This is a genomic window from Erwinia sp. S38, assembly GCF_016624545.1.
Taxonomy (GTDB): Bacteria; Pseudomonadota; Gammaproteobacteria; order Enterobacterales; family Enterobacteriaceae; genus Erwinia; species Erwinia coffeiphila.
Genome location: NZ_JACVTS010000008.1, coordinates 56,618 through 75,265, shown reverse-complemented (window position 1 = coordinate 75,265; position 18,648 = coordinate 56,618). Strand labels below are relative to the sequence as shown.

The window sequence follows — 18,648 nt, the reverse complement described above, 5'->3', positions numbered from 1 at the left end:
TCGTACCGCCGTTTTCAGCATGCGTGACCCTGCTGTCGAATCGCGCCATAATACTGCCAAAAGCATTTCGCCCGCCCTGCGCCGCGAACCGAGGAGAAGTTATGGAAGCGTTTACATCGGGATTGATCTCCCTCGACGATGCCCTGAGCAATATGCTGAGCCGCATTACCCCTATTGATGAAAGTGAGCTTTTACCGCTGCCGCAGGCGGCAGGACGCATCAATGCGTCGCCGGTAATATCGCCGATGGCGGTTCCCCCTTTTGATAATTCTGCGATGGATGGCTATGCCGTCCGCATGGCCGATATTCAATCCGGTACGCCGCTGACCGTCGCGGGGAAAGCCTTTGCCGGCTCGCCTTTTGACGGTGACTGGCCAGCCGGCAGCTGTATTCGCATTATGACCGGCGCGCCGATACCTGCGGGATGTGAAGCCGTGGTGATGCAGGAACAGACCGAGCAGCAGGGTGACGCAGTGGTGATTACCGCCGAAGTCAGCGCCGGGCAAAACATCCGCCGGGCTGGCGAAGATATCCGCCAGGGAAGCGAAGTACTGACCGCCGGTGTCAGGCTCGGTGCCGCCGAACTGCCGCTGCTGGCCTCGCTGGGGATCGCCAGCGTGCAGGTACTGCGCCCGTTACGCGTGGCGATTTTCTCCACGGGGGATGAACTGCAATCACCGGGCCAGCCGCTGGCCGCCGGGCAGATCTACGACACTAACCGCTTTGCCGTGCATCTGATGCTGAATAAGCTGGGCTGTGAAGTGATCGATCTGGGCATTATTCGTGACGATCGCGATGCGCTGCGCGCCGCTTTTCATGAAGCCGATGCCCGTGCTGACGTGGTGATCAGCAGCGGCGGTGTCTCCGTTGGCGAGGCCGATTACACCAGGGAGATGCTGGAAGAACTGGGCGAAGTCACCTTCTGGAAGCTGGCAATTAAGCCGGGTAAACCGTTCGCCTTTGGTCGACTGCAAAACAGCTGGTTCTGCGGCCTGCCGGGCAATCCGGTCTCCGCCATGCTGACCTTCTACCAGCTGGTGCAGCCGCTGCTGGCTAAACTCACCGGCCAGAGCGGCCCTGCCCTGCCGCCGCGCCAGCGGGTACGCAGCGCCGATGTGCTAAAAAAATCGCCGGGCCGCCTCGATTTCCAGCGCGGGCTCCTGCTGCGTAACGCGCAGGGAGAACTGGAGGTGAAATCCACCGGTCGTCAGGGCTCCCACATCTTCAGCTCATGGCATCAGGCAAACTGTTTTATCGTTCTTGAGCGCGAACGCGGCACTGTACAGCCCGGTGAGTGGGTAGAAATTGAACCGTTTAACGCGCTGCTGGAAGGCTGATATGCATCCCGAACTCAGCGATGAAGAGATGCTGCGCTACAACCGCCAGATTGTGCTGCGCGGCTTTGATTTTGAAGGCCAGGAGCAGCTGAAAGCGGTAAGCGTGCTGGTGGTCGGGCTGGGCGGGCTGGGCTGTGCCGCCAGCCAGTATCTTGCCGCGGCGGGCGTCGGTCATCTGACCCTGCTCGACTTCGACAGCGTTTCACTGTCGAACCTGCAGCGGCAGGTGCTGCACGGCGAAGCGCAGCTGGGTATGGCGAAAGTCGAGTCAGCGCGTGCGCGTTTAGCAGCCATCAACTCGCAGATCCGCTACAGCACGATAAATGCGCAGCTTGACGATGGCGAACTGGCGCAGCTGATTGCCGATCATCATCTGGTGGTCGACTGCTGCGATAACGTCGCCACGCGTGAACAGCTCAACCGCCTGTGCTATGGCAGCAAAACGCCGCTGGTTTCCGGCGCGGCGATTCGTATGGAAGGGCAAATCAGCGTGTTTCGCTGGGGCGATAACGAACCGTGCTATCGCTGCATCAGCCGGCTGTTTGGTGCCGCAACGCTCAGCTGCGTGGAAGCCGGTGTGATGGCACCGCTGGTCGGGGTGATCGGTTCCCTGCAGGCGATGGAGGCAATTCGCACACTCACCGACTACGGCAGCCCGGTTGCCGGTCAACTGCTGCTGTACGATGCCATGACCTTACAGTTCCGCACAATGAAAGTGGCCCGCGATCCCCACTGTGAAGTTTGTTCAGGCAGCGCATCGGAATAAACGCTTTTCATAATTTTTACGGAGTAAAAACAAGCGTTTCGGCTGGCAGAATCTATAATAAAGATGACCGCCCCGGTGGCAGGAAGGATGACGTAGATGATTGCAGACCAGCATGCCGTGACCACTCACTCCAGTAAGCTTTCATTACGCCAGATGATGATTATTTTTTTACTGGCGATCGTGAGCGTAGTGATTCTGATAAACGGCTGGCTGATCTGGAACTCCTGGCAGCGGACCATCGCCTCGGCGCAGAACGACGCGCATAATCTCTCGCAGTCGCTCTCCCGGCAGGCGGAGGACTCGTTTTTACAGGTCGATCTGACATTACAGGACGTCAGCGACCGCATCTCGCTAATTGGACTGAATCAGGCACAGCACGGCTATCTGCGCGAGCTGCTCAGCTCGCGCACCAACTCACTGCCGCAGCTTAACGGTATGGCGATCTATGATGCGCAGGGTAACTGGTTAGTCACCTCCAGGGGGAACATTCCAAAACAGATCAATAACAGCGATCGGGAATATTTCCGCTATCACCTCACCCATACCGACAACAAAGTCCATATCGGCAAGGTGATCCGCAGCCGCGCAACGGGTGATTTGGTGATCCCGGTTTCATTACGCCTGAATAACAGCGATGGGTCCTTCCGCGGAATCCTACTCGCGTCGGTCAACCTTAGTTTTTTCAAAACGGTTTATGGCTACTACAATCTCGGCCGTCACAACGTGCTGGCGTTGATGCTCAGCGACGGCACGATCCTTTACGTGCGCCCCTATGTTGAGAGCGCCATTAACCGCAATATCTCCGACAGCCCGCTGTTCACTACCCTGCTAAAAAATGCCTCCAGTGGTGCCGCCGTGTATAAATCCGCGCTCGATGGTAAAGAGCGGGTCTTCGGCTATTCGGCCCTGGAGCGCTACTCGCTGGTCACCGTTGCCGGCTATGATAAAGGGCAGCTGATGCGCGGCTGGTTCTCCACGCTCAGCGTCTACATCGCGCTTTGTACCATTCTGCTGCTGGTGATTTTCCTGCTGGGTATGCTGGTACTGCGACATATCAGCCTGAACCAGAAAAACCAGCAGGAGCTGACCGCCGTGCGCGATCGGCTTACCGCCATGAACCGGACGTTACAGACGCTGGCGTTGGTTGACGGCCTGACCGGGCTGGCTAACCGCCGCCAGTTCGATCTCTATTTGCAGCACAGCATCGATCGGGCGAACAAATTACATATTCCGCTGGCGCTGCTGATGATTGACGTCGACGCGTTTAAGGCATTTAACGATACTTACGGCCATCCGGCGGGCGACGACTGCCTGAGAAAAATTGCCGATGCGCTGGCCCAGCTGCCCCACCGGCCGGATAATCTGGTCGCCCGCTACGGCGGAGAAGAGTTTGCAATTATTCTGCCCGGCTGCGATCGTGAGGTGGCGAGTCGCCTGGCGCAACAGGTGGTCGAAGCGATTAGTGCACTAAATATTCCCCATCAGCAAAACAGCTGTGGCCAGCAGAGGGTTTCCGTTAGTGTCGGGCTGCATGTCATGACCCAGGAAAATCAGAGACTGTCGCCGCAGGCGTTGATCGCCGGGGCGGATCGGGCGCTGTACGTGGCGAAAAATGCGGGGAAAAATCAGGTGGCGGAGAGCCATTAAGGTGGGCCAGAGGAGCCTGGCCCACGAACAGCAATTTAGACGATGCCCTGGCTGCGCAGGTAGTCTTCATAGTTGCCGGTGAAGTCAGTGATCTTGCCCGGAGCCATTTCAATGACGCGGGTCGCCAGCGAGCTGACGAACTCACGGTCGTGAGAAACGAAGATCAGCGTTCCTTCGTACATCTCCAGGGCCATATTCAGCGCTTCGATAGACTCCATATCCAGGTGGTTGGTGGGTTCATCCATAATCAGGATATTTGGCTTCTGCATCATCAGCTTGCCAAACAGCATGCGCCCTTTTTCCCCACCCGAAAGCACTTTAGCAGGCTTCTTGATATCATCCTGACTAAACAACAGACGACCGAGAATGCTGCGAACCGCCTGCTCGTCGTCCCCTTCCTGCTTCCATTGGCTCATCCAGTCGAATACGGTAAGATCGTCGCTGAAGTCATGGGCGTGGTCCTGCGCGTAGTAGCCAACCTGCGCGTTTTCAGACCATTTCACGGTGCCGCTATCTGCAGCCAGTTCACCCACCAGCGTTTTCAGCAGGGTTGTTTTACCAATACCGTTCGGGCCGAGGATCGCCAGCTTTTCACCCACTTCCAGCAGCATATTCAGGTTCTTAAACAGCGGACCGTTATCAAAGCCTTTGGTTACCGCTTCAAGCGTCAGTGCATTACGGAACAGCTTTTTATCCTGTTCAAAGCGGATAAACGGGTTCTGACGGCTGGAGGCTTTGACCTCTTCCAGCTTGATCTTATCAATCTGCTTGGCGCGAGAGGTTGCCTGACGGGATTTCGAGGCGTTGGCGCTGAAGCGGCTGACGAAGGATTGCAGTTCGTTGATCTGCGCCTTCTTCTTGGCGTTATCAGACAGCAGACGTTCACGCGCCTGGGTCGCCGCTGTCATGTATTCGTCGTAGTTACCCGGATAAACACGCAGTTCACCGTAGTCCAGGTCAGCCATATGCGTGCAGACCATATTCAGGAAGTGACGGTCGTGCGAAATAATGATCATGGTGCTGTTACGCTCGTTCAGCACCTGCTCCAGCCAGCGAATGGTATCGATGTCCAGGTTGTTCGTGGGTTCGTCAAGCAGCAGAATTTCCGGGTTAGAGAACAGCGCCTGCGCCAGCAGCACACGCAGTTTCCAGCCGGGGGCGACTTCGCTCATCGGACCGTAGTGCTGCTCCAGCGGAATACCCACGCCCAGCAGCAGTTCACCGGCGCGCGCTTCAGCGGTATAACCGTCCATTTCGCCGTACTTCTCTTCGAGATCGGCAACTTTATAGCCATCTTCTTCGCTCATTTCCGGCAGCGCATAAATACGGTCGCGCTCTTCCTTCACCGCCCACAGTTCTACGTGGCCCATGATGACCGTATCCAGCACCGAATACTGTTCGAAGGCGAACTGGTCCTGACGCAGCTTACCGATACGCTCGTTAGGATCGATGGAGACGTTACCGGCAGAAGGCACCAGATCGCCACCCAGAATTTTCATAAAGGTGGACTTACCGCTGCCGTTGGCACCGATCAGACCGTAGCGGTTGCCACCGCCAAATTTGACAGAAATGTTTTCGAACAGCGGCTTACTGCCAAACTGCATGGTGACGTTGCTGGAAACTAGCACAGGATTGCCTTTATTTTACGTAATGAGGATGTGAGTCAGCGCGCATTATGCCAAAAACGGTGCGGCGAATACAGTGTGCTGGTGCGGCAGGCGGGCGCGGAGGTAAAAAGGCCGGGTGAATGCCCGGCCGGAAGCTTAGTGACTTTCCGCTTTATGCTTCGATGGAGCTAGCGTTGCGGCCTCTTCGTCGTTACTCAGCCAGTCGTGCAGATAGTGTTCAATCTGCTCCAGGCTGCGGTTACGGGTTTCCGGCACGCACTTAATCACAAACAGCGCGCCGCAAATCCCGATCAGACCGAAAATAAAGAACGCTCCAGAAAGACCGACGCTGGCCAGCAGAAGCGGGAAGGCCAGAGATATCAGGAAGTTGGCAATCCACATCGCGAATACCGCCCCGCCCATGAATACCCCGCGCAGGCGGGTTGGGAAAATTTCGGACAGCAGCAGCCAGGTGACCGGAGACAGCGCACCCTGCTGGAAGCTTAAAAACATCAGCATCCCCAGCAGCACCATATAGCTGCGCAGGACATCCACCTCGCCGTTAATGGTTTCCGGCATGAAGTAGCTGACCGCACCGATAAAGAACAGACAGGCGGTACAGCCGAACTGGCCGATTTTCACCAGCGTGCGACGACCAATGCGCCCCAGCAGCCAGATGCCGACCAAAGTCATCAGCACCGAGATCGCCCCGTTGGCAATGGTGGCAAACAGCGCCGCGTCGGTGCTCATGCCTACCGCTTTCAGCATCGTTGGCGCATAGTACATGATGGTGTTCACCCCCGAGGTTTGCTGAATGACGGCAATCCCAATGCCGATCAGAAACAGTTTAAACAGCCAGGGCTTTTTCAGTTCGCGGATGCTGGAGCGCGTTTGCTGGCGGTCCTCTTCTTCCAGCGTTTCGGTAATCTCTTCCAGCTCCCACTCCACGTCTTCCTTCGCTCGCGTGCGCTCCAGCACCTTGCGCGCTTCGGCCAGCCGCCCTTTCATCGCGTACCAGCGCGGCGTGTCCGGCATAAACATCATGCCGAACCACAACAGTACGGCGGGAACCGTGGCAACGAACAGCATCCAGCGCCAGGTATCATGCCCGCCCCAGGCCGCGTTAAACCCGGCGTTGGAGATATAGGCCAGCATCTGACCGGAAACGATCATCAGCTCCTGAATCGTCACCAGTTGCCCGCGCTTGTTGGCGGGTGCAATTTCCGCGATATACACCGGCACCGTGGCCGACGCGCCGCCGACGGCAACGCCTAAAACCACGCGGAAGAAGATCATCCACTCCACGTCAGGGGCCAGCGCGGTGCCTATCGATCCCATCGCGAAAATAATCGCCAGGGTAATGATGATCTTTCTGCGGCCTACGACGGCGGCAAAATGACCGGAGAACAGTGCGCCAAATGCCGCACCAAACAGCAGTGAACTGGTAACCAGTCCGGTAGTGAAGGGGGTAAGGTGTAACTCGTCGCCCATAAACAGCAGGGCTCCGGAAATAACGCCGGTGTCATAGCCAAACAGCAGGCCACCTAAAGTAGCGATTGCGGCAATCACTTTAACAAGGGGTTCTGTTTTGGTGTTGCTGTTGGGACCTGACGCACGGTTAGCGGTTATATATTGTTCTTTTGCCATAGCGACTTCAATGACCTCTTAACGACCTGGTTGGTAAGGGGACAGAGCGGTAAAACTCAACCTTGTTTTAACAACAACCGTCTGCACATCCAATTTAGATCATTTTTTTCATTTTAATTAACAATGAAAATTAAATTTTGAGAAACCGATCCCATTACTGCCTTTAATTTGTGACGCATCGCTCATTAATCCGCTTTTAAGGTTGAACCGGCCCGATAATATGCCTGCCGTTTCATTTCACATCACAACAAAAGAGAATATAAATTTCATTGCAAAATAGGAATGATAGCCATCTATCATTCATACTCTCAATTAAAATCAACCAAAAATATATTTAAATTAATTAAAAATCAATTAGTTATGATAATGATGGTTTATTTATCATTTCATCATCATCGCTATCACTTTTATCTTGTGGAGTAGGGTTACGGGAGATAACCGGAATTAAAACAGGGATTAAACCTGTGCGGATATAAGAACTGTTCGGCAGCAGCGGCAGGAAGGGATTAACACGGAAAGTTATCAGCCCCCGAAAAGGGGGCTGTGGGGAAGGCAATATTACTGTGGGGTTTCCGCCGGGCCAAATACGGAATATTCCGGCAGGCTGACGTTCTGGTAATTTTCCCAGCCGCCGCCCAGCGCTTTATACAGTGCAACCAGATCCAAACCGGTCTGTACCCTCGCCTGCTCGGCCTGCTGCTGCGCCTGCGCCAGCTGACGCTGGGCGTCGAGCGCCTCAATAAACGAAGAGATCCCCTGGCGGTAACTGTCGCTCGCCAGATTGAACGCCGACTGCTGTGCTTTTACCGTTTCATCCAGACCGACCACCTGCTGCTGATCGCTGCGGTAGCTGACCAGCGCATTTTCCACATCCTGCAACGCGGTCAGCACAGTTTGCCGGTAGCCCAGCGCGGCGCTGGCCTGCTGCGCACGTGCCACTTTAACGCTGGAAACCAGCCTTCCTCCCTGGAATATCGGGATGGAGACGGACGGACCGTAGCTGTAGAAGTGGCTGCTCCAGTTATCCAGGTAGCCCGCGTCGCTGTTGCGCATACCAAACTGCCCGGTCAGCGACACGCTGGGGAACAGCTCGGCCACCGACACGCCGATATTCGCCGTGGCGGCATGCAGGCTGGCTTCCGCCTCGCGCACATCGGGGCGACGGCGGGCCAGCGTGGCAGGGATGCCGACCGGCACCACCTGCGGCAGCGATGGGAACGCTTTGCTGGCCGCCAGTTCGCCATCCAGCGCGCCGGGCACGCGACCGGTTAGCACCGCCAGCCCGTTCATCGCCTGATGGATCTGCGCTTCGTACTGCGGCAGCTGGGAACGCAGCAGGTTGTACTGGGCGCGGGCGTTCTCCACGTTGGTTTGCGGCGCCAGCCCGTTGCGCTGCTGGCTCTGAGTCAGCTCCAGCGTCTGCTGCGCAACGGCGATTTGCGTCTGGAGCGTGGCGGTGATCGCCTGCGCGCCGCGCAGTTGCAGATAGGCCCGGGCCACTTCGGCCTCCAGCGACACCAGCGCGTCGTTGCGGCTTTCTATCGACTGCTGCTGCTGCGCGCCGGCCATTTCAACCTGACGACGGACTTTGCCCCACATATCCAGCTCCCAGGAGGCATCAAAGCTGCCCTGATACAAGCCGACCGGTTTAGACAGACTGTCCAGCACCGGTTTTAAGTCGGTATCGGTATCAATTTGATCAACGCGATCATAAACCCCTTCGGACTCCAGCTCGCCTTTGATGCCCAACTGCTGGCGGTTAAACCTGGCGTTACCGTTCACGGAGGGAGCCCAGGCTCCGCGTGCCTGGCTCAGCTGCTGACGCGCACCGGCAATGCGCAGTACCGCCTGCTGTAGTGAGAGGTTCCCGGCAATCGCCCGCTCAATCAGGCTGTCCAGTTGCGGATCGTTAAAGGATTTCCACCAGCTGGCGTTGATCGCCGTTGCCTGCGGGCGCGATGCGCTGCCCGACTGCATGCTGTTAAAGCTGCCCGGCGTGGCGGGTTTGGGTGCCTGGTAATCCGGGCCAACGGCACAGGCGCTCAGCGCCAGCACGGCAGCCACCAGCATTGCCGTTCGTGAACGGGCCAGAGGGAAATAAACGTGCATGTCAGTGTGCTCCCGCACTGCCTTCGCTCTTGATTGGCGACAGCAATAGACAAAATGGAATCAGGATCAGGGCCACAATGCTCAGGCCCATAAAAACGTCAATATAGGCAAGGAACCTCGCCTGTACGATCATCTGCTGATAGAGCTGCCCGGTGGCAATGGTGATGGGATCGCCCGCCATATGGACAAAGTCGCGCACGCCCTGGGCCCAGCGCTCTACGGCAAGATTGAACGGCTCGTTAAGCGGCGTCATGTTATGCACCATTTCCGCACTGCGCGCCTGGGTTCGTTCGGTGATCATCGCCGTTGACAGCGAAATGCCGATCGAACCGGCCACGTTACGGAACATGGTAAACAGCGCCGAGGCGTCGGCGTTGAGCCGCTGCGGGATAGTGACAAAGGCAATCGTGGTCAGCGGCACAAACAGGAAGCCCAGACCGATAGTTTGCGCGCTGCGCATCATCACCAGCGTCGTGAAGTCGATATCCGGGGTCAGCGTGGCCGAATAGATAAACGACAGCATCAGCAGCGTGAAGCCAAAGGCGATAATCAGCCGGGTTTGTATCAGCGGCATCAGCTTCAGAACCAGCGGGATCGACAGGACGATCAGCACGGCCCCCGGCGACAGCACCAGCCCGGAAAGCGTGGCGGTATAGCCAAGATCCTGCTGTGCGAGCTGTGGGATCACCACCGAGCTGCCGTAAAGTATCGCGGCCATCCCCGCCATCAGCAGCCCCGCCACCGCGAAGTTGCGATCCTTGAGCACGTGCAGATCGACTACCGGTTTTTTGGCATAAATCAGCCAGTAGATCGCTCCGACAATGCCGGTCAGCGCCAGCAGGCCAAAGGTGACGATAAAGCTGGAGTTAAACCAGTCTTCATCTTCACCGCGATCCATCATCACCTGCAGGCAGCCCAGTCCGAGGGTGATCAGGCTGATACCGATATAATCTACCCGCAGCTTGCCCTTCGCCCACTTTCGCTCCCACGGCGGATCTTCCAGCAGCTGATAAATTGCCAGCACGCTGAGTATCCCTACCGGGATGTTAATGAAGAACACCCAGCGCCAGCTGTAGTTGTCGGTGATCCAGCCGCCGAGCGTCGGCCCCATCACCGGCGCGACGATCACCGCAATCGAAGAAAGACCAAACGCTTTGCCGCGATCCTCCGGTTTGAAATAATCCAGCAGCACCGACTGCTGCACCGGCTGCAGGCCACCGCCAAAGAAGCCCTGCATCACGCGGAACAGAATGATCTGCCACAGCTCGGTGGCAATGCCGCAGAGGAACGAGCAGACGGTGAACATCACAATGCAGATCAGGAAGAACTGCTTACGCCCCAGCAGGCGGCTGAGGAAGGCGGAGATCGGCAGCACGATACCGTTGGCGACCAGGTACGAAGTCAGTACCCAGGTGGATTCGTCATAGCTGGCAGAGAGCGAACCGGCTACGTGCGGCAGGGCCACGTTGACGATGGTGGTATCCAGGATCTCCATGAATACCGCCAGCGTGACCGTCATGGCCACCAGCCAGGGGTTACTGGACGGCTTCCAGATCTGGCCGGGGGTCATTCCACCGTCACCTTCGGCTCAACCGAGAGGCCAATCGGCAGCGGCTGATTCGGGTCCAGCCCCTTGTCGATAACAATTTTTACCGGAACGCGCTGTACGATTTTTACGTAGTTACCGGTGGCATTCTCCGACGGGAAGGCCGAGAAGCGTGAACCCGAGCCCATCTGCACACTGTCAACGTGCCCTTCCAGCTTCAGATCCGGCCAGGCATCCACGCCGATTTCCACCTTATCGCCCGGCTTCATGCGGCGCAGCTGGGATTCTTTAAAGTTAGCGACAATCCACACCTCCGGCGAGACCAGCGAGAACAGCGACGATCCGGCCTGTACCAGCGTACCGACCTGCACATTGCGTTTGGTGACAAAGCCATCGTAAGGTGCACGCACTTCGGTGTACGAGAGGTTCAGATTCGCCACGTTAAGCTGCGCCTGCGCCTGTTCAACCTGGCTCTGTCGGGCTTCGACGTTGGTTTCCTGCTGGCGAATTTGCAGAGCAACCTGCGAGGCCACTTCTACCTGCGCTTTGGCATTTTCCAGTTCCGCTTTAGCGGAGCGCAGCTGGGCGCTGGCAGAATCGATATTGCGCTGCGATGTGGCGCGCGGATCGACGTTGCGCTGGCGCTTATCGTCAGCCAGCGCATTCGCATAGTTGGCCTCGGCACGTGCCTGCTGCGCCAGCGCCTGGTCTTTTTGCGCCGGATACTGCACCTTCGCCAGGCTGAGCTGCGCCTGGGCCTGATGCAGCTGTGCCTGCGCCAGACTGAGCTGGGCCTGCGCCTGCGCCTGCTGTGCGGTGGTATCGCGCGGATCGATCACCACCAGCAGATCGCCCTTCTTCACCCGCTGGTTATCTTTCACCCGCAGTTCGGTGACGTAGCCCGAGGTTTTCGGCGAAATGGTCACGGCGTCCGCCTCGGTAAAGGCGTCATCGGTGGTTTCAATATTACGGGTGGTCAGCCAGAACCACAGCGCTATCACCAGCATCACCACCACCACTATCGCGAGGATAATTAGTGGCTTTTTACCGGGCCGTTTGCGGGGAGCTTCATTGTCATCGTGGTTCGGGGATTGCTGGTCATGCTGATGAGGTGTCTCATCAGTCGAGCCTGGTGTCGTTTGATTAGCCATAGTTCCCATCGATCAGAAGGCGCACTCAAAATTAAGTCGCAATGAGTCAGTCTGATCTAAACATAAAGCGTAAATTGACAATTACCAGGCTTTCTTGACGAAACCAGACTATCCCGGGTTCAGGCAGCACGAATAATCAAAAGAAGAATCCAGCCGCTGACCAGCGCCCACAGCAGCATCGGCACGGAATAAAGATGGAAATGCCACCAGATGCGGCGATCTTTCGCCATTCTCAGTGCGATGAGGTTGGCCAGTGAACCCGGCAACAGTCCAAAGCCGCCGATATTCACCGCCCAGGCCAGCATCGCCGAAGGCGGCAGGCTGCTCAGCAGCAGAATGGTGGTGGGAACGTTGCTAATCACCTGAGACAATCCCGCCGCCAGCAGAAACTGCCCCAGCTGCGGCATCTGACCCACGGCGTGCAGCGACGACTGCAGCACCGGCAGCCGGGTCAGTAAAAATACGTCGATAAACATGGCGATAAACACCACCAGCAGGCTCCAGTCGATGGTCAGCAGAATACGCCGCGCCATCAGCAGGAAGACAGCAAACACCAGGCCCAATCCCCAGACCGCCAGCTCCAGCTCCAGGGCTGCAATAAACACCGCATAAAGCAGCGCGCTGGCGAGCAGTAAAGGACGCTGCCAGCGGGCCTCGTCTTCATGCGGATGGCGCTCAATCCGCCTGGCCGGGAAGCAAAAAACGGTTAGCAGCAGCAAACTCAACAGGAGCAACGCCGCCAGTGGCAGCATCTGCCAGATAAATCCGCCGAAACCCAGATCGCCATGACGCCATAGCAAAATATTTTGCGGATTACCGATCGGCGTCAGCAGCGATCCCGCATTCACCGCCAGCGCTTCAAAGATAATCAGCCGCGCGATAGGCAGCGCCGAATATTTCCGTAGCGAAAGCGTCAGGGGAACGAGAATAAACAGCGCGACATCGTTGGTAAGAAACGTCGACAGCAGCGCGGCGCCAGCCACCAGAAACAGCGCCAGCTGGCGCTGATGGTGAAAGCCCTTCACCAGACGCCGGCCCAGCGCGTCGAAGTAGCCGCTGGCCTCAATGCCTTTAGTCAGCATTAACAGACCACAAAGGGTGATCATCGTCGGCCAGTCAACTGCTCGGCGCAGTTCGGCCAGGGAGAAAGGAACAAAGCAGGCCAGCAACAGGCCCAGAACCACTAATAGATGCAGAAAACGATCGTGCAAAAAAGGCCTGAGCAGGGTTGTCATGCTGGCTCGCAGAGTTGAAGTAGATTACTTACGGCTTTCGCTAAACTTCTGGAAAATAGCTAACGTCTCGTCGCTGACGTGATGCTCAATGCCTTCGGCATCGCGGCGGGCGGTATCCGGGCTGATACCTAACGCCAGCAGGAATGTCTCAACGATATGGTGACGTTCGCGACTCTCTTCGGCCAGCTTTTCACCTTCCGGGGTCAGGAAGACGCCACGATAGGGGACCTGCTCCACCAGGCCAGCGGTTGCCAGACGTTTCAACATTTTTGCCACCGTGGGCTGTGAAACCCCAAGACGGGCAGCCATATCCACCTGCCGGGCTTCTCCGAACTCGCGGATCAGATCGGAAATCAGCTCAACATAGTCATCGATTAATTCACGGCGATGGGCTTCACGTACCTGGCGGAAGCCTTCGACATGCTCTTCAATATCTTTCAGTGGCGCGGGCACTGCTACTTTTGCGCGACGACTCATTCAGCTTCCTCTTATTATCCACCGCTGCTTTTTACCAACGTGCAGCGGTCTGTTCGTCTGACATTGTAAACGAAGCTCAAAGAAGCACAAAATTTAGCGTATTAGCTCTGGCTATGGGATATAGCCTGTGCTATATCTGTTGATAATTCGTTCATACCCTGACGTTTGGGAGGGGCTTAAAATGAGAGTACCACTACTGTTGAAACTACTAAGTCGTTCACCGTTCACCCTGCGGCTGATGCTGCTGGACATGCTGCTGAATAACAGGCCGGCAACCCCGGCCTCTTGATCCCTTCCCCGTCCGTATTCATTTTGTATACTGCTTCACATAACTTATTCATATTGCTGGTTGCCTTCCGCTAAAACAACGACTATCTTCCCAGCCTTTCGTAAAGAGTGCCGGCCGATCGGGTCCCTCCCTTCACCTGCCCCCCATTTCTGACGATCTGTATCAGGCGGTCTGCCCCTTAAGTCAAGCTGAAGCGGTGAGCTATAGCGTTTTCTATAAGAATTGAGTATGAACCTGACCCTGCTGAGAACCGCTTCGTTAAGCCGCTACCGTGGCTTACTGAGCCCGTATACCGGGCTGTATTTTCTGCTTTCCTTTATGATTAACCAGGCATTTGGCTACGTTTTGCAGTGGCTTTATCTTTTTGCCTTTACTGCACTATTGATGCTGCTTGCCCGCGTACTGCCTCGTGGGCAAAAGATCCTGCTGGTGCTAACTACGCTGGTTGCCGGCTTCTATTATCCGTTTGGCCAGGTTTATGGCCCGCCCAATTTCAACACCCTGCTCGCCCTGCACGCCACCAATGCGGAAGAAGCCAGCGAGGTGCTGATGATTTTCCCGCTGCACGATTATGCGATTGGCCTGGCGATTATCGCCGCCGGTTTACTGTCGCTGAAGCGCAAACCCGAGCCAAAGGCCAGGTGGGGGCATCGTGAGAGCGCCTGTCTGGCTTTCGTCGTGGTGGCCTGGCTCACCCAGCCGGTGCTGAATCAGCTCACCGGTGGCGTATTCAATCTGAAAGATGCCGGCTATCCGCTGGTGCGCTTCGTGAAAGATACGATTGAAAGCAAAGTGTCGGTGGATAAAGAGATCGACCGCATGAATCAGCTTGCCACACTGCAGGATGACTGGCATCTGCTGGGGGTCAAACCCGATCGGCAAATTTACGTTATTGTGATCGGCGAAAGTGCGCGTCGTGATGCCATGGGGGCTTTTGGTGGCCGCTGGGATAACACCCCTTTTGCCAGCCAGCTTAACGGCAAGTTTTTCAGCCAGTACACCTCCGCGGCCTCCTCCACGCAGAAATCGCTGGGGCTGACGCTGAATCAGGTGGTTAACGGCCAGCCGCAGTACCAGAACAATATTATCAGCCTGGCGAACCGCGCGGGCTTTGATACCTGGTGGCTGTCGAATCAGGGGCAAATTGGGCAGTTTGATACGCCGATTGCCAGTATCGCCCGCCGCGCGAAGACGGTGCATTTCCTCAAGCAGGGCGATTTTGAAGCGGATAAAAATACGCGGGATGAAGATCTGCTGGGCTTTACCGCCGCGGCGCTGGCCAGGCCGGTGGAAAAACCGCGCCTGCTGGTGTATCACCTGGTGGGATCGCACCCGAAAGCCTGCGATCGCACTCGCGGGCGCTTCGTGGAGCATCTGCACTCCAGTGAAACCTCCTGCTATCTGTACAGCATCACGCAGACTGACGGTTTTCTTAGCCAACTGTGGCAACAGCTGCACGGCAGCGGGCTGAGTTTCTCGCTGATGTATTTCTCCGACCACGGTCTGGCGTTAAAGGAAAAAGGCACGCGCAACGAGTATCTGACGCACGATGACAAGTACCGGCAGAATTTTGAGGTGCCAATGTTTATCAGCTCCAGCAACGACAGCCGCCATCAGGTCATCAGCCAGCCGCGTTCGGCGAATGACTTCCTGCTGCTGTTTTCACAGTGGACCGGCATCAGTGCCAAAGAGATAACCCCCACCTATCGGTTTATTTCCAACGATAAGGGCCCGGCGATTCAGATCACCAACTTTGCCCTCAAGCGCCTGCCGTTCAGCCAGCTGAAGCAGGACCCTTTCGCCAAATAGCAGCCAAAAAAAATCCGCCCCGAAGGGCGGATTTATCAGCGCAGATTCGCCGAAGCAAATCGGGCAAAGGCAACTTAGAAGCTGTAGCCTACGCCAGCAGTCCAGGTACCCACGTCAACGCTGCGGATACGGCTCTGCTCGTAGCCCACGTCCAGAGCAACGTTCTGGATTGGGTTGAACTGCAGGCCTGCACCGTAGGAGAAGCCTACGTCGCTGGAATCATATTTTTCGCGGTTTGGTTCGTTGTACTGGTATTTACCGTAGCCGATACCTACAACGCCGTAGATGCTTGCCCAGTCGTTCAGACGGTAAGCCGGGCCACCGGTCACGCCGTAGTACTGGCCTTTGATGTAATCGCCCGCGTCAGTACGGTCTTTCTCGGTGTAAGTGAAAGAACCAATCCAACCCAGCGGATCGCTGCCGTTTTCGTAGCGGTATTTCAGGTTGAAACCGTTCGCTTTGTTAGCAATTCCCTGGTAGTCGCTCTGTGCATAACCAGCGGTAACGGTGCTTTGTGCCATTGCTGAACCAGCAGATACTGCCAGAACGCAAGCCAGTGCGGAAAGACATGCAATTTTTTTCATAACCACCTCAAATGTAAAAAGTACTTCTATCCTGACAACGCTAAAAATATAACAAAATATAGTGAGAAACTCCGCCCTATTTTCATTGTCTAACGGAATATTTGGTGTAACAGAAAGTTAATGAAAGTTTATATGTTATTCATTTTTCTTATATTTATGCGACACAGCGCGGTATTTTATCCCCTGTAAAAAAAGGTTCATTGAGAGTAATCCTAATTGAAACCTGACAGTTCTTTACCTAACTCTTTTGTTTTCTTTAGCTTCCGTTTATTTTTTAGCGCGGCAAGCTGAGATTATCGTCGTCATTCAAGTAGACTGTCGTTCTACATCTGTTAACAACTAACAACGGAACATAAGAACTGAGATTAAGGATGTCCCCTCAACAGTTAAAAAATTCCATCTGGCTTCCGGTCCTGCTTTTACTGATCGCAATGACGTCAATTCAGGGTGGGGCAGCACTGGCAAAATCACTTTTCCCGCTGGTTGGCGCGCCGGGCATTACCGCACTTCGCCTCGGGCTGGGTACGTTAATCCTCTGCATCGTATTTAAACCCTGGCGTCTGCGCTTCCAGCGCAGCCAGATCCTGCCGCTGATTATTTACGGTTTGTCACTGGGCGGCATGAACTATCTGTTTTACTTATCGATCCGCACGGTTCCGCTGGGCATTGCGGTGGCGCTGGAGTTTACCGGGCCGCTGGCACTGGCGCTGGCCAGCTCGCGCCGCCCGCTGGATTTCCTTTGGGTGGTACTGGCGCTGCTGGGACTGGTTTTCCTGCTGCCGCTGGGTGAAAACGTCAGCAGCGTCGATCCCGTCGGCGCGCTGCTTGCCCTCGGCGCAGGTGCGCTGTGGGCGGTATATATCATTACCGGCAAGCGTGCGGGCAGCCAGCACGGACCGGCTACCGCCGCTATGGGTTCGCTGATCGGCGCACTGGTGTTTGTTCCGCTAGGCATTACCTTTGCCAATAGCGGCGGCTGGGCGCTGTCGCTGATCCCGATTGGCCTGGCGATTGCCGTCCTGTCCAGCGCGCTGCCCTACTCGCTTGAGATGGTGGCGCTGACCCGCATGCCTGCACGCACGTTTGGCACTCTGATGAGTCTGGAACCGGCAATGGCAGCGATCTCCGGCATTCTTTTCCTGGGGGAAGTACTGAGCCTGGTCCAGTGGTTGGCGCTGCTGGCGATCATCGTGGCATCGGCAGGTTCCACCATGACTCTGCGTCCGGCAAAGGCGAAAATCGTGCCGGTCAATGAGAACCGTGAATAATAAACATGTTCCCGCTTTGCCAGAACGAAGCGGGAAATTCATCAATATATTATTTTATAAAGTAACAATAAATTAACATGAAAATAATCGTTAATTATTAATTACAAAGAATGACCGTTTCGATGAAAAACAAAAACAGTCATGCAATTCAAAGACCTGCATAAAACCGAAATAAAAATCATTCTTGTTAATATTATCCACCCTGAAAAATAAATAAATACCCACCAAATCAACTCATCACGCACTATTAAAGCGATAGGAACGACCTTTACTGCAGGTTTAAAAAACGGTGCTATACTTATTTCCGTAATTTAACAGGACAACCTGACCATTAAGAGGATATTAATGATGAGTACCGCTAAACTGGTTAAAGCAAAATCTTCTGATCTGATTTACACCCGTAACGATGTGGCCGACGACGAGAAAAAAGCCACCATAGAGGTGCTTAATCGTCTGGTTACCGAATTCATCGACCTGTCCCTGATCACCAAGCAGGCACACTGGAACATGCGCGGCGCCAACTTTATCGCCGTTCACGAAATGCTGGATGGATTCCGCACCGCGATTACCGATCACCAGGATACGATTGCAGAACGCGTGGTTCAGCTGGGCGGCGTTGCCCTTGGCACAACGCAGATCGTTAACGACAGAACGCCGCTGAAAAGCTATCCGCTTAACATTCACAGCGTACAAGAGCACCTTAAAGCGCTGGCTGACCGCTATGCGGTCGTAGCTAACGACGTGCGTAAAGCCATCAGCGAAGTGTCTGATGAAGACAGCGCCGATATCTTCACCGCCGCATCCCGCGATCTGGATAAATTCCTGTGGTTTATCGAATCCAATATCGAATAAACCTGAAACACCGTTGTTGATACTTTCCACCGACATGAGCAGATGGCCACGCCGTCTGCTCTTTTTTTATCCCGCTGCGCTGCGTAGACTTCACGCTATTCCCACAAAAAATCAGAGCCCACTGGCAATTAATTAATCCCCCACGACACTATCTGTTGTTTTTATCCGGCAATTTGCTACAACTGCTAATGCAAGCGGGGCGGCCCATTGCACCACACTGGACGAGATGCACCAAAATGACGCCCCAAATAAGTGCAATACACTGTATCGTGTCAGCACCTTTCGGAAAACTCGCATTAACCTGCTGTTTTCCATATCATTGCA

At 55.5% G+C, this 18,648-nt stretch carries 14 protein-coding genes; 6 read left to right on the top strand and 8 right to left on the bottom strand.

Annotated features, from left to right (window positions below; all coding sequences use genetic code 11):
* Positions 1-101: 101 nt before the first annotated feature.
* The 3 genes from moeA to IBT46_RS11190 all read left to right on the top strand — a co-directional run bounded on the left by moeA (position 102) and on the right by IBT46_RS11190 (position 3,750).
* Entirely contained in the window at positions 102-1,337 is a 1,236-nt protein-coding gene (moeA, locus tag IBT46_RS11200; protein ID WP_200545735.1) for a molybdopterin molybdotransferase MoeA, read from the top strand.
* A gap of 1 nt (position 1,338) precedes the next feature.
* Positions 1,339-2,103: a molybdopterin-synthase adenylyltransferase MoeB gene (gene moeB, locus IBT46_RS11195; RefSeq protein ID WP_200545734.1), complete on the top strand. Its 765-nt coding sequence runs from the start codon at positions 1,339-1,341 to the stop codon at positions 2,101-2,103.
* A 96-nt stretch (positions 2,104-2,199) separates the two neighbouring features.
* Positions 2,200-3,750 carry a sensor domain-containing diguanylate cyclase gene (locus IBT46_RS11190; protein WP_200545733.1) on the top strand — a complete coding sequence of 517 codons (1,551 nt, stop codon included), beginning with the start codon at positions 2,200-2,202 and terminating at the stop codon, positions 3,748-3,750.
* 35 nt (positions 3,751-3,785) lie between these two features.
* Here IBT46_RS11190 and IBT46_RS11185 read toward each other — a convergent pair whose 3' ends face one another.
* The 7 genes from IBT46_RS11185 to mntR form a co-directional block, all read right to left on the bottom strand.
* Positions 3,786-5,378, bottom strand: coding sequence for an ABC-F family ATPase (locus IBT46_RS11185; RefSeq protein ID WP_105593503.1), 1,593 nt, complete (start codon positions 5,376-5,378; stop codon positions 3,786-3,788).
* 135 nt (positions 5,379-5,513) lie between these two features.
* Complete coding sequence (locus IBT46_RS11180) at positions 5,514-7,004, bottom strand: sugar porter family MFS transporter (protein ID WP_200545732.1); 1,491 nt, start codon at positions 7,002-7,004, stop codon at positions 5,514-5,516.
* A gap of 558 nt (positions 7,005-7,562) precedes the next feature.
* Positions 7,563-9,074 (bottom strand): efflux transporter outer membrane subunit, encoded by a 1,512-nt coding sequence (locus IBT46_RS11175; protein WP_370569438.1) that lies wholly within the window; start codon positions 9,072-9,074, stop codon positions 7,563-7,565.
* A 40-nt stretch (positions 9,075-9,114) separates the two neighbouring features.
* On the bottom strand, positions 9,115-10,683 hold the full coding sequence (locus tag IBT46_RS11170; protein ID WP_200545730.1) for a DHA2 family efflux MFS transporter permease subunit: 1,569 nt from the start codon (positions 10,681-10,683) through the stop codon (positions 9,115-9,117).
* Positions 10,680-11,819 (bottom strand): HlyD family secretion protein, encoded by a 1,140-nt coding sequence (locus IBT46_RS11165; protein ID WP_200545729.1) that lies wholly within the window; start codon positions 11,817-11,819, stop codon positions 10,680-10,682. The genes IBT46_RS11170 and IBT46_RS11165 overlap by 4 nt, the downstream gene beginning before the upstream one ends.
* Before the next feature lie 110 nt (positions 11,820-11,929).
* Positions 11,930-13,045, bottom strand: coding sequence for an SLC13 family permease (locus tag IBT46_RS11160; RefSeq protein WP_200545728.1), 1,116 nt, complete (start codon positions 13,043-13,045; stop codon positions 11,930-11,932).
* A gap of 24 nt (positions 13,046-13,069) precedes the next feature.
* On the bottom strand, positions 13,070-13,522 hold the full coding sequence (gene mntR / locus IBT46_RS11155) for a manganese-binding transcriptional regulator MntR (protein WP_105593509.1): 453 nt from the start codon (positions 13,520-13,522) through the stop codon (positions 13,070-13,072).
* Positions 13,523-14,039: 517 nt separating this feature from the next.
* Between mntR and IBT46_RS11150 the strand changes: the two genes are divergently transcribed.
* The gene (locus tag IBT46_RS11150; protein ID WP_200545727.1) at positions 14,040-15,620 is read left to right on the top strand and encodes a phosphoethanolamine transferase; all 1,581 of its coding nucleotides are present in this window, start codon (positions 14,040-14,042) and stop codon (positions 15,618-15,620) included.
* Positions 15,621-15,694: 74 nt separating this feature from the next.
* Here the strand turns inward: IBT46_RS11150 and ompX are convergent, their stop codons facing one another.
* The gene (gene ompX, locus IBT46_RS11145; RefSeq protein WP_200545726.1) at positions 15,695-16,204 is read right to left on the bottom strand and encodes an outer membrane protein OmpX; all 510 of its coding nucleotides are present in this window, start codon (positions 16,202-16,204) and stop codon (positions 15,695-15,697) included.
* A 371-nt stretch (positions 16,205-16,575) separates the two neighbouring features.
* On the opposite strand from ompX, the gene rhtA reads away from it, so the two are divergent.
* Both rhtA and dps read left to right on the top strand, forming a co-directional pair.
* Positions 16,576-17,472, top strand: a complete 897-nt coding sequence (gene rhtA, locus IBT46_RS11140; protein ID WP_200545725.1) for a threonine/homoserine exporter RhtA — start codon at positions 16,576-16,578, stop codon at positions 17,470-17,472.
* Between the two features lie 348 nt (positions 17,473-17,820).
* Complete coding sequence (gene dps, locus IBT46_RS11135; RefSeq protein WP_200545817.1) at positions 17,821-18,324, top strand: DNA starvation/stationary phase protection protein Dps; 504 nt, start codon at positions 17,821-17,823, stop codon at positions 18,322-18,324.
* Positions 18,325-18,648 lie beyond the last annotated feature (324 nt).

Bases quoted from the DNA above. Each gene is read 5' to 3' on its own strand.
- moeA (WP_200545735.1), top strand. From the start codon at position 102: ATGGAAGCGTTTACATCGGGATTGATCTCCCTCGACGATGCCCTGAGC.
- moeB (WP_200545734.1), top strand. From the start codon at position 1,339: ATGCATCCCGAACTCAGCGATGAAGAGATGCTGCGCTACAACCGCCAG.
- IBT46_RS11190 (WP_200545733.1), top strand. From the start codon at position 2,200: ATGATTGCAGACCAGCATGCCGTGACCACTCACTCCAGTAAGCTTTCA.
- IBT46_RS11180 (WP_200545732.1), bottom strand. From the start codon at position 7,004: ATGGCAAAAGAACAATATATAACCGCTAACCGTGCGTCAGGTCCCAAC.
- IBT46_RS11175 (WP_370569438.1), bottom strand. From the start codon at position 9,074: ATGCTGGTGGCTGCCGTGCTGGCGCTGAGCGCCTGTGCCGTTGGCCCG.
- IBT46_RS11170 (WP_200545730.1), bottom strand. From the start codon at position 10,683: ATGACCCCCGGCCAGATCTGGAAGCCGTCCAGTAACCCCTGGCTGGTG.
- IBT46_RS11165 (WP_200545729.1), bottom strand. From the start codon at position 11,819: ATGGGAACTATGGCTAATCAAACGACACCAGGCTCGACTGATGAGACA.
- IBT46_RS11160 (WP_200545728.1), bottom strand. From the start codon at position 13,045: ATGACAACCCTGCTCAGGCCTTTTTTGCACGATCGTTTTCTGCATCTA.
- mntR (WP_105593509.1), bottom strand. From the start codon at position 13,522: ATGAGTCGTCGCGCAAAAGTAGCAGTGCCCGCGCCACTGAAAGATATT.
- IBT46_RS11150 (WP_200545727.1), top strand. From the start codon at position 14,040: ATGAACCTGACCCTGCTGAGAACCGCTTCGTTAAGCCGCTACCGTGGC.
- ompX (WP_200545726.1), bottom strand. From the start codon at position 16,204: ATGAAAAAAATTGCATGTCTTTCCGCACTGGCTTGCGTTCTGGCAGTA.
- rhtA (WP_200545725.1), top strand. From the start codon at position 16,576: ATGTCCCCTCAACAGTTAAAAAATTCCATCTGGCTTCCGGTCCTGCTT.
- dps (WP_200545817.1), top strand. From the start codon at position 17,821: ATGAGTACCGCTAAACTGGTTAAAGCAAAATCTTCTGATCTGATTTAC.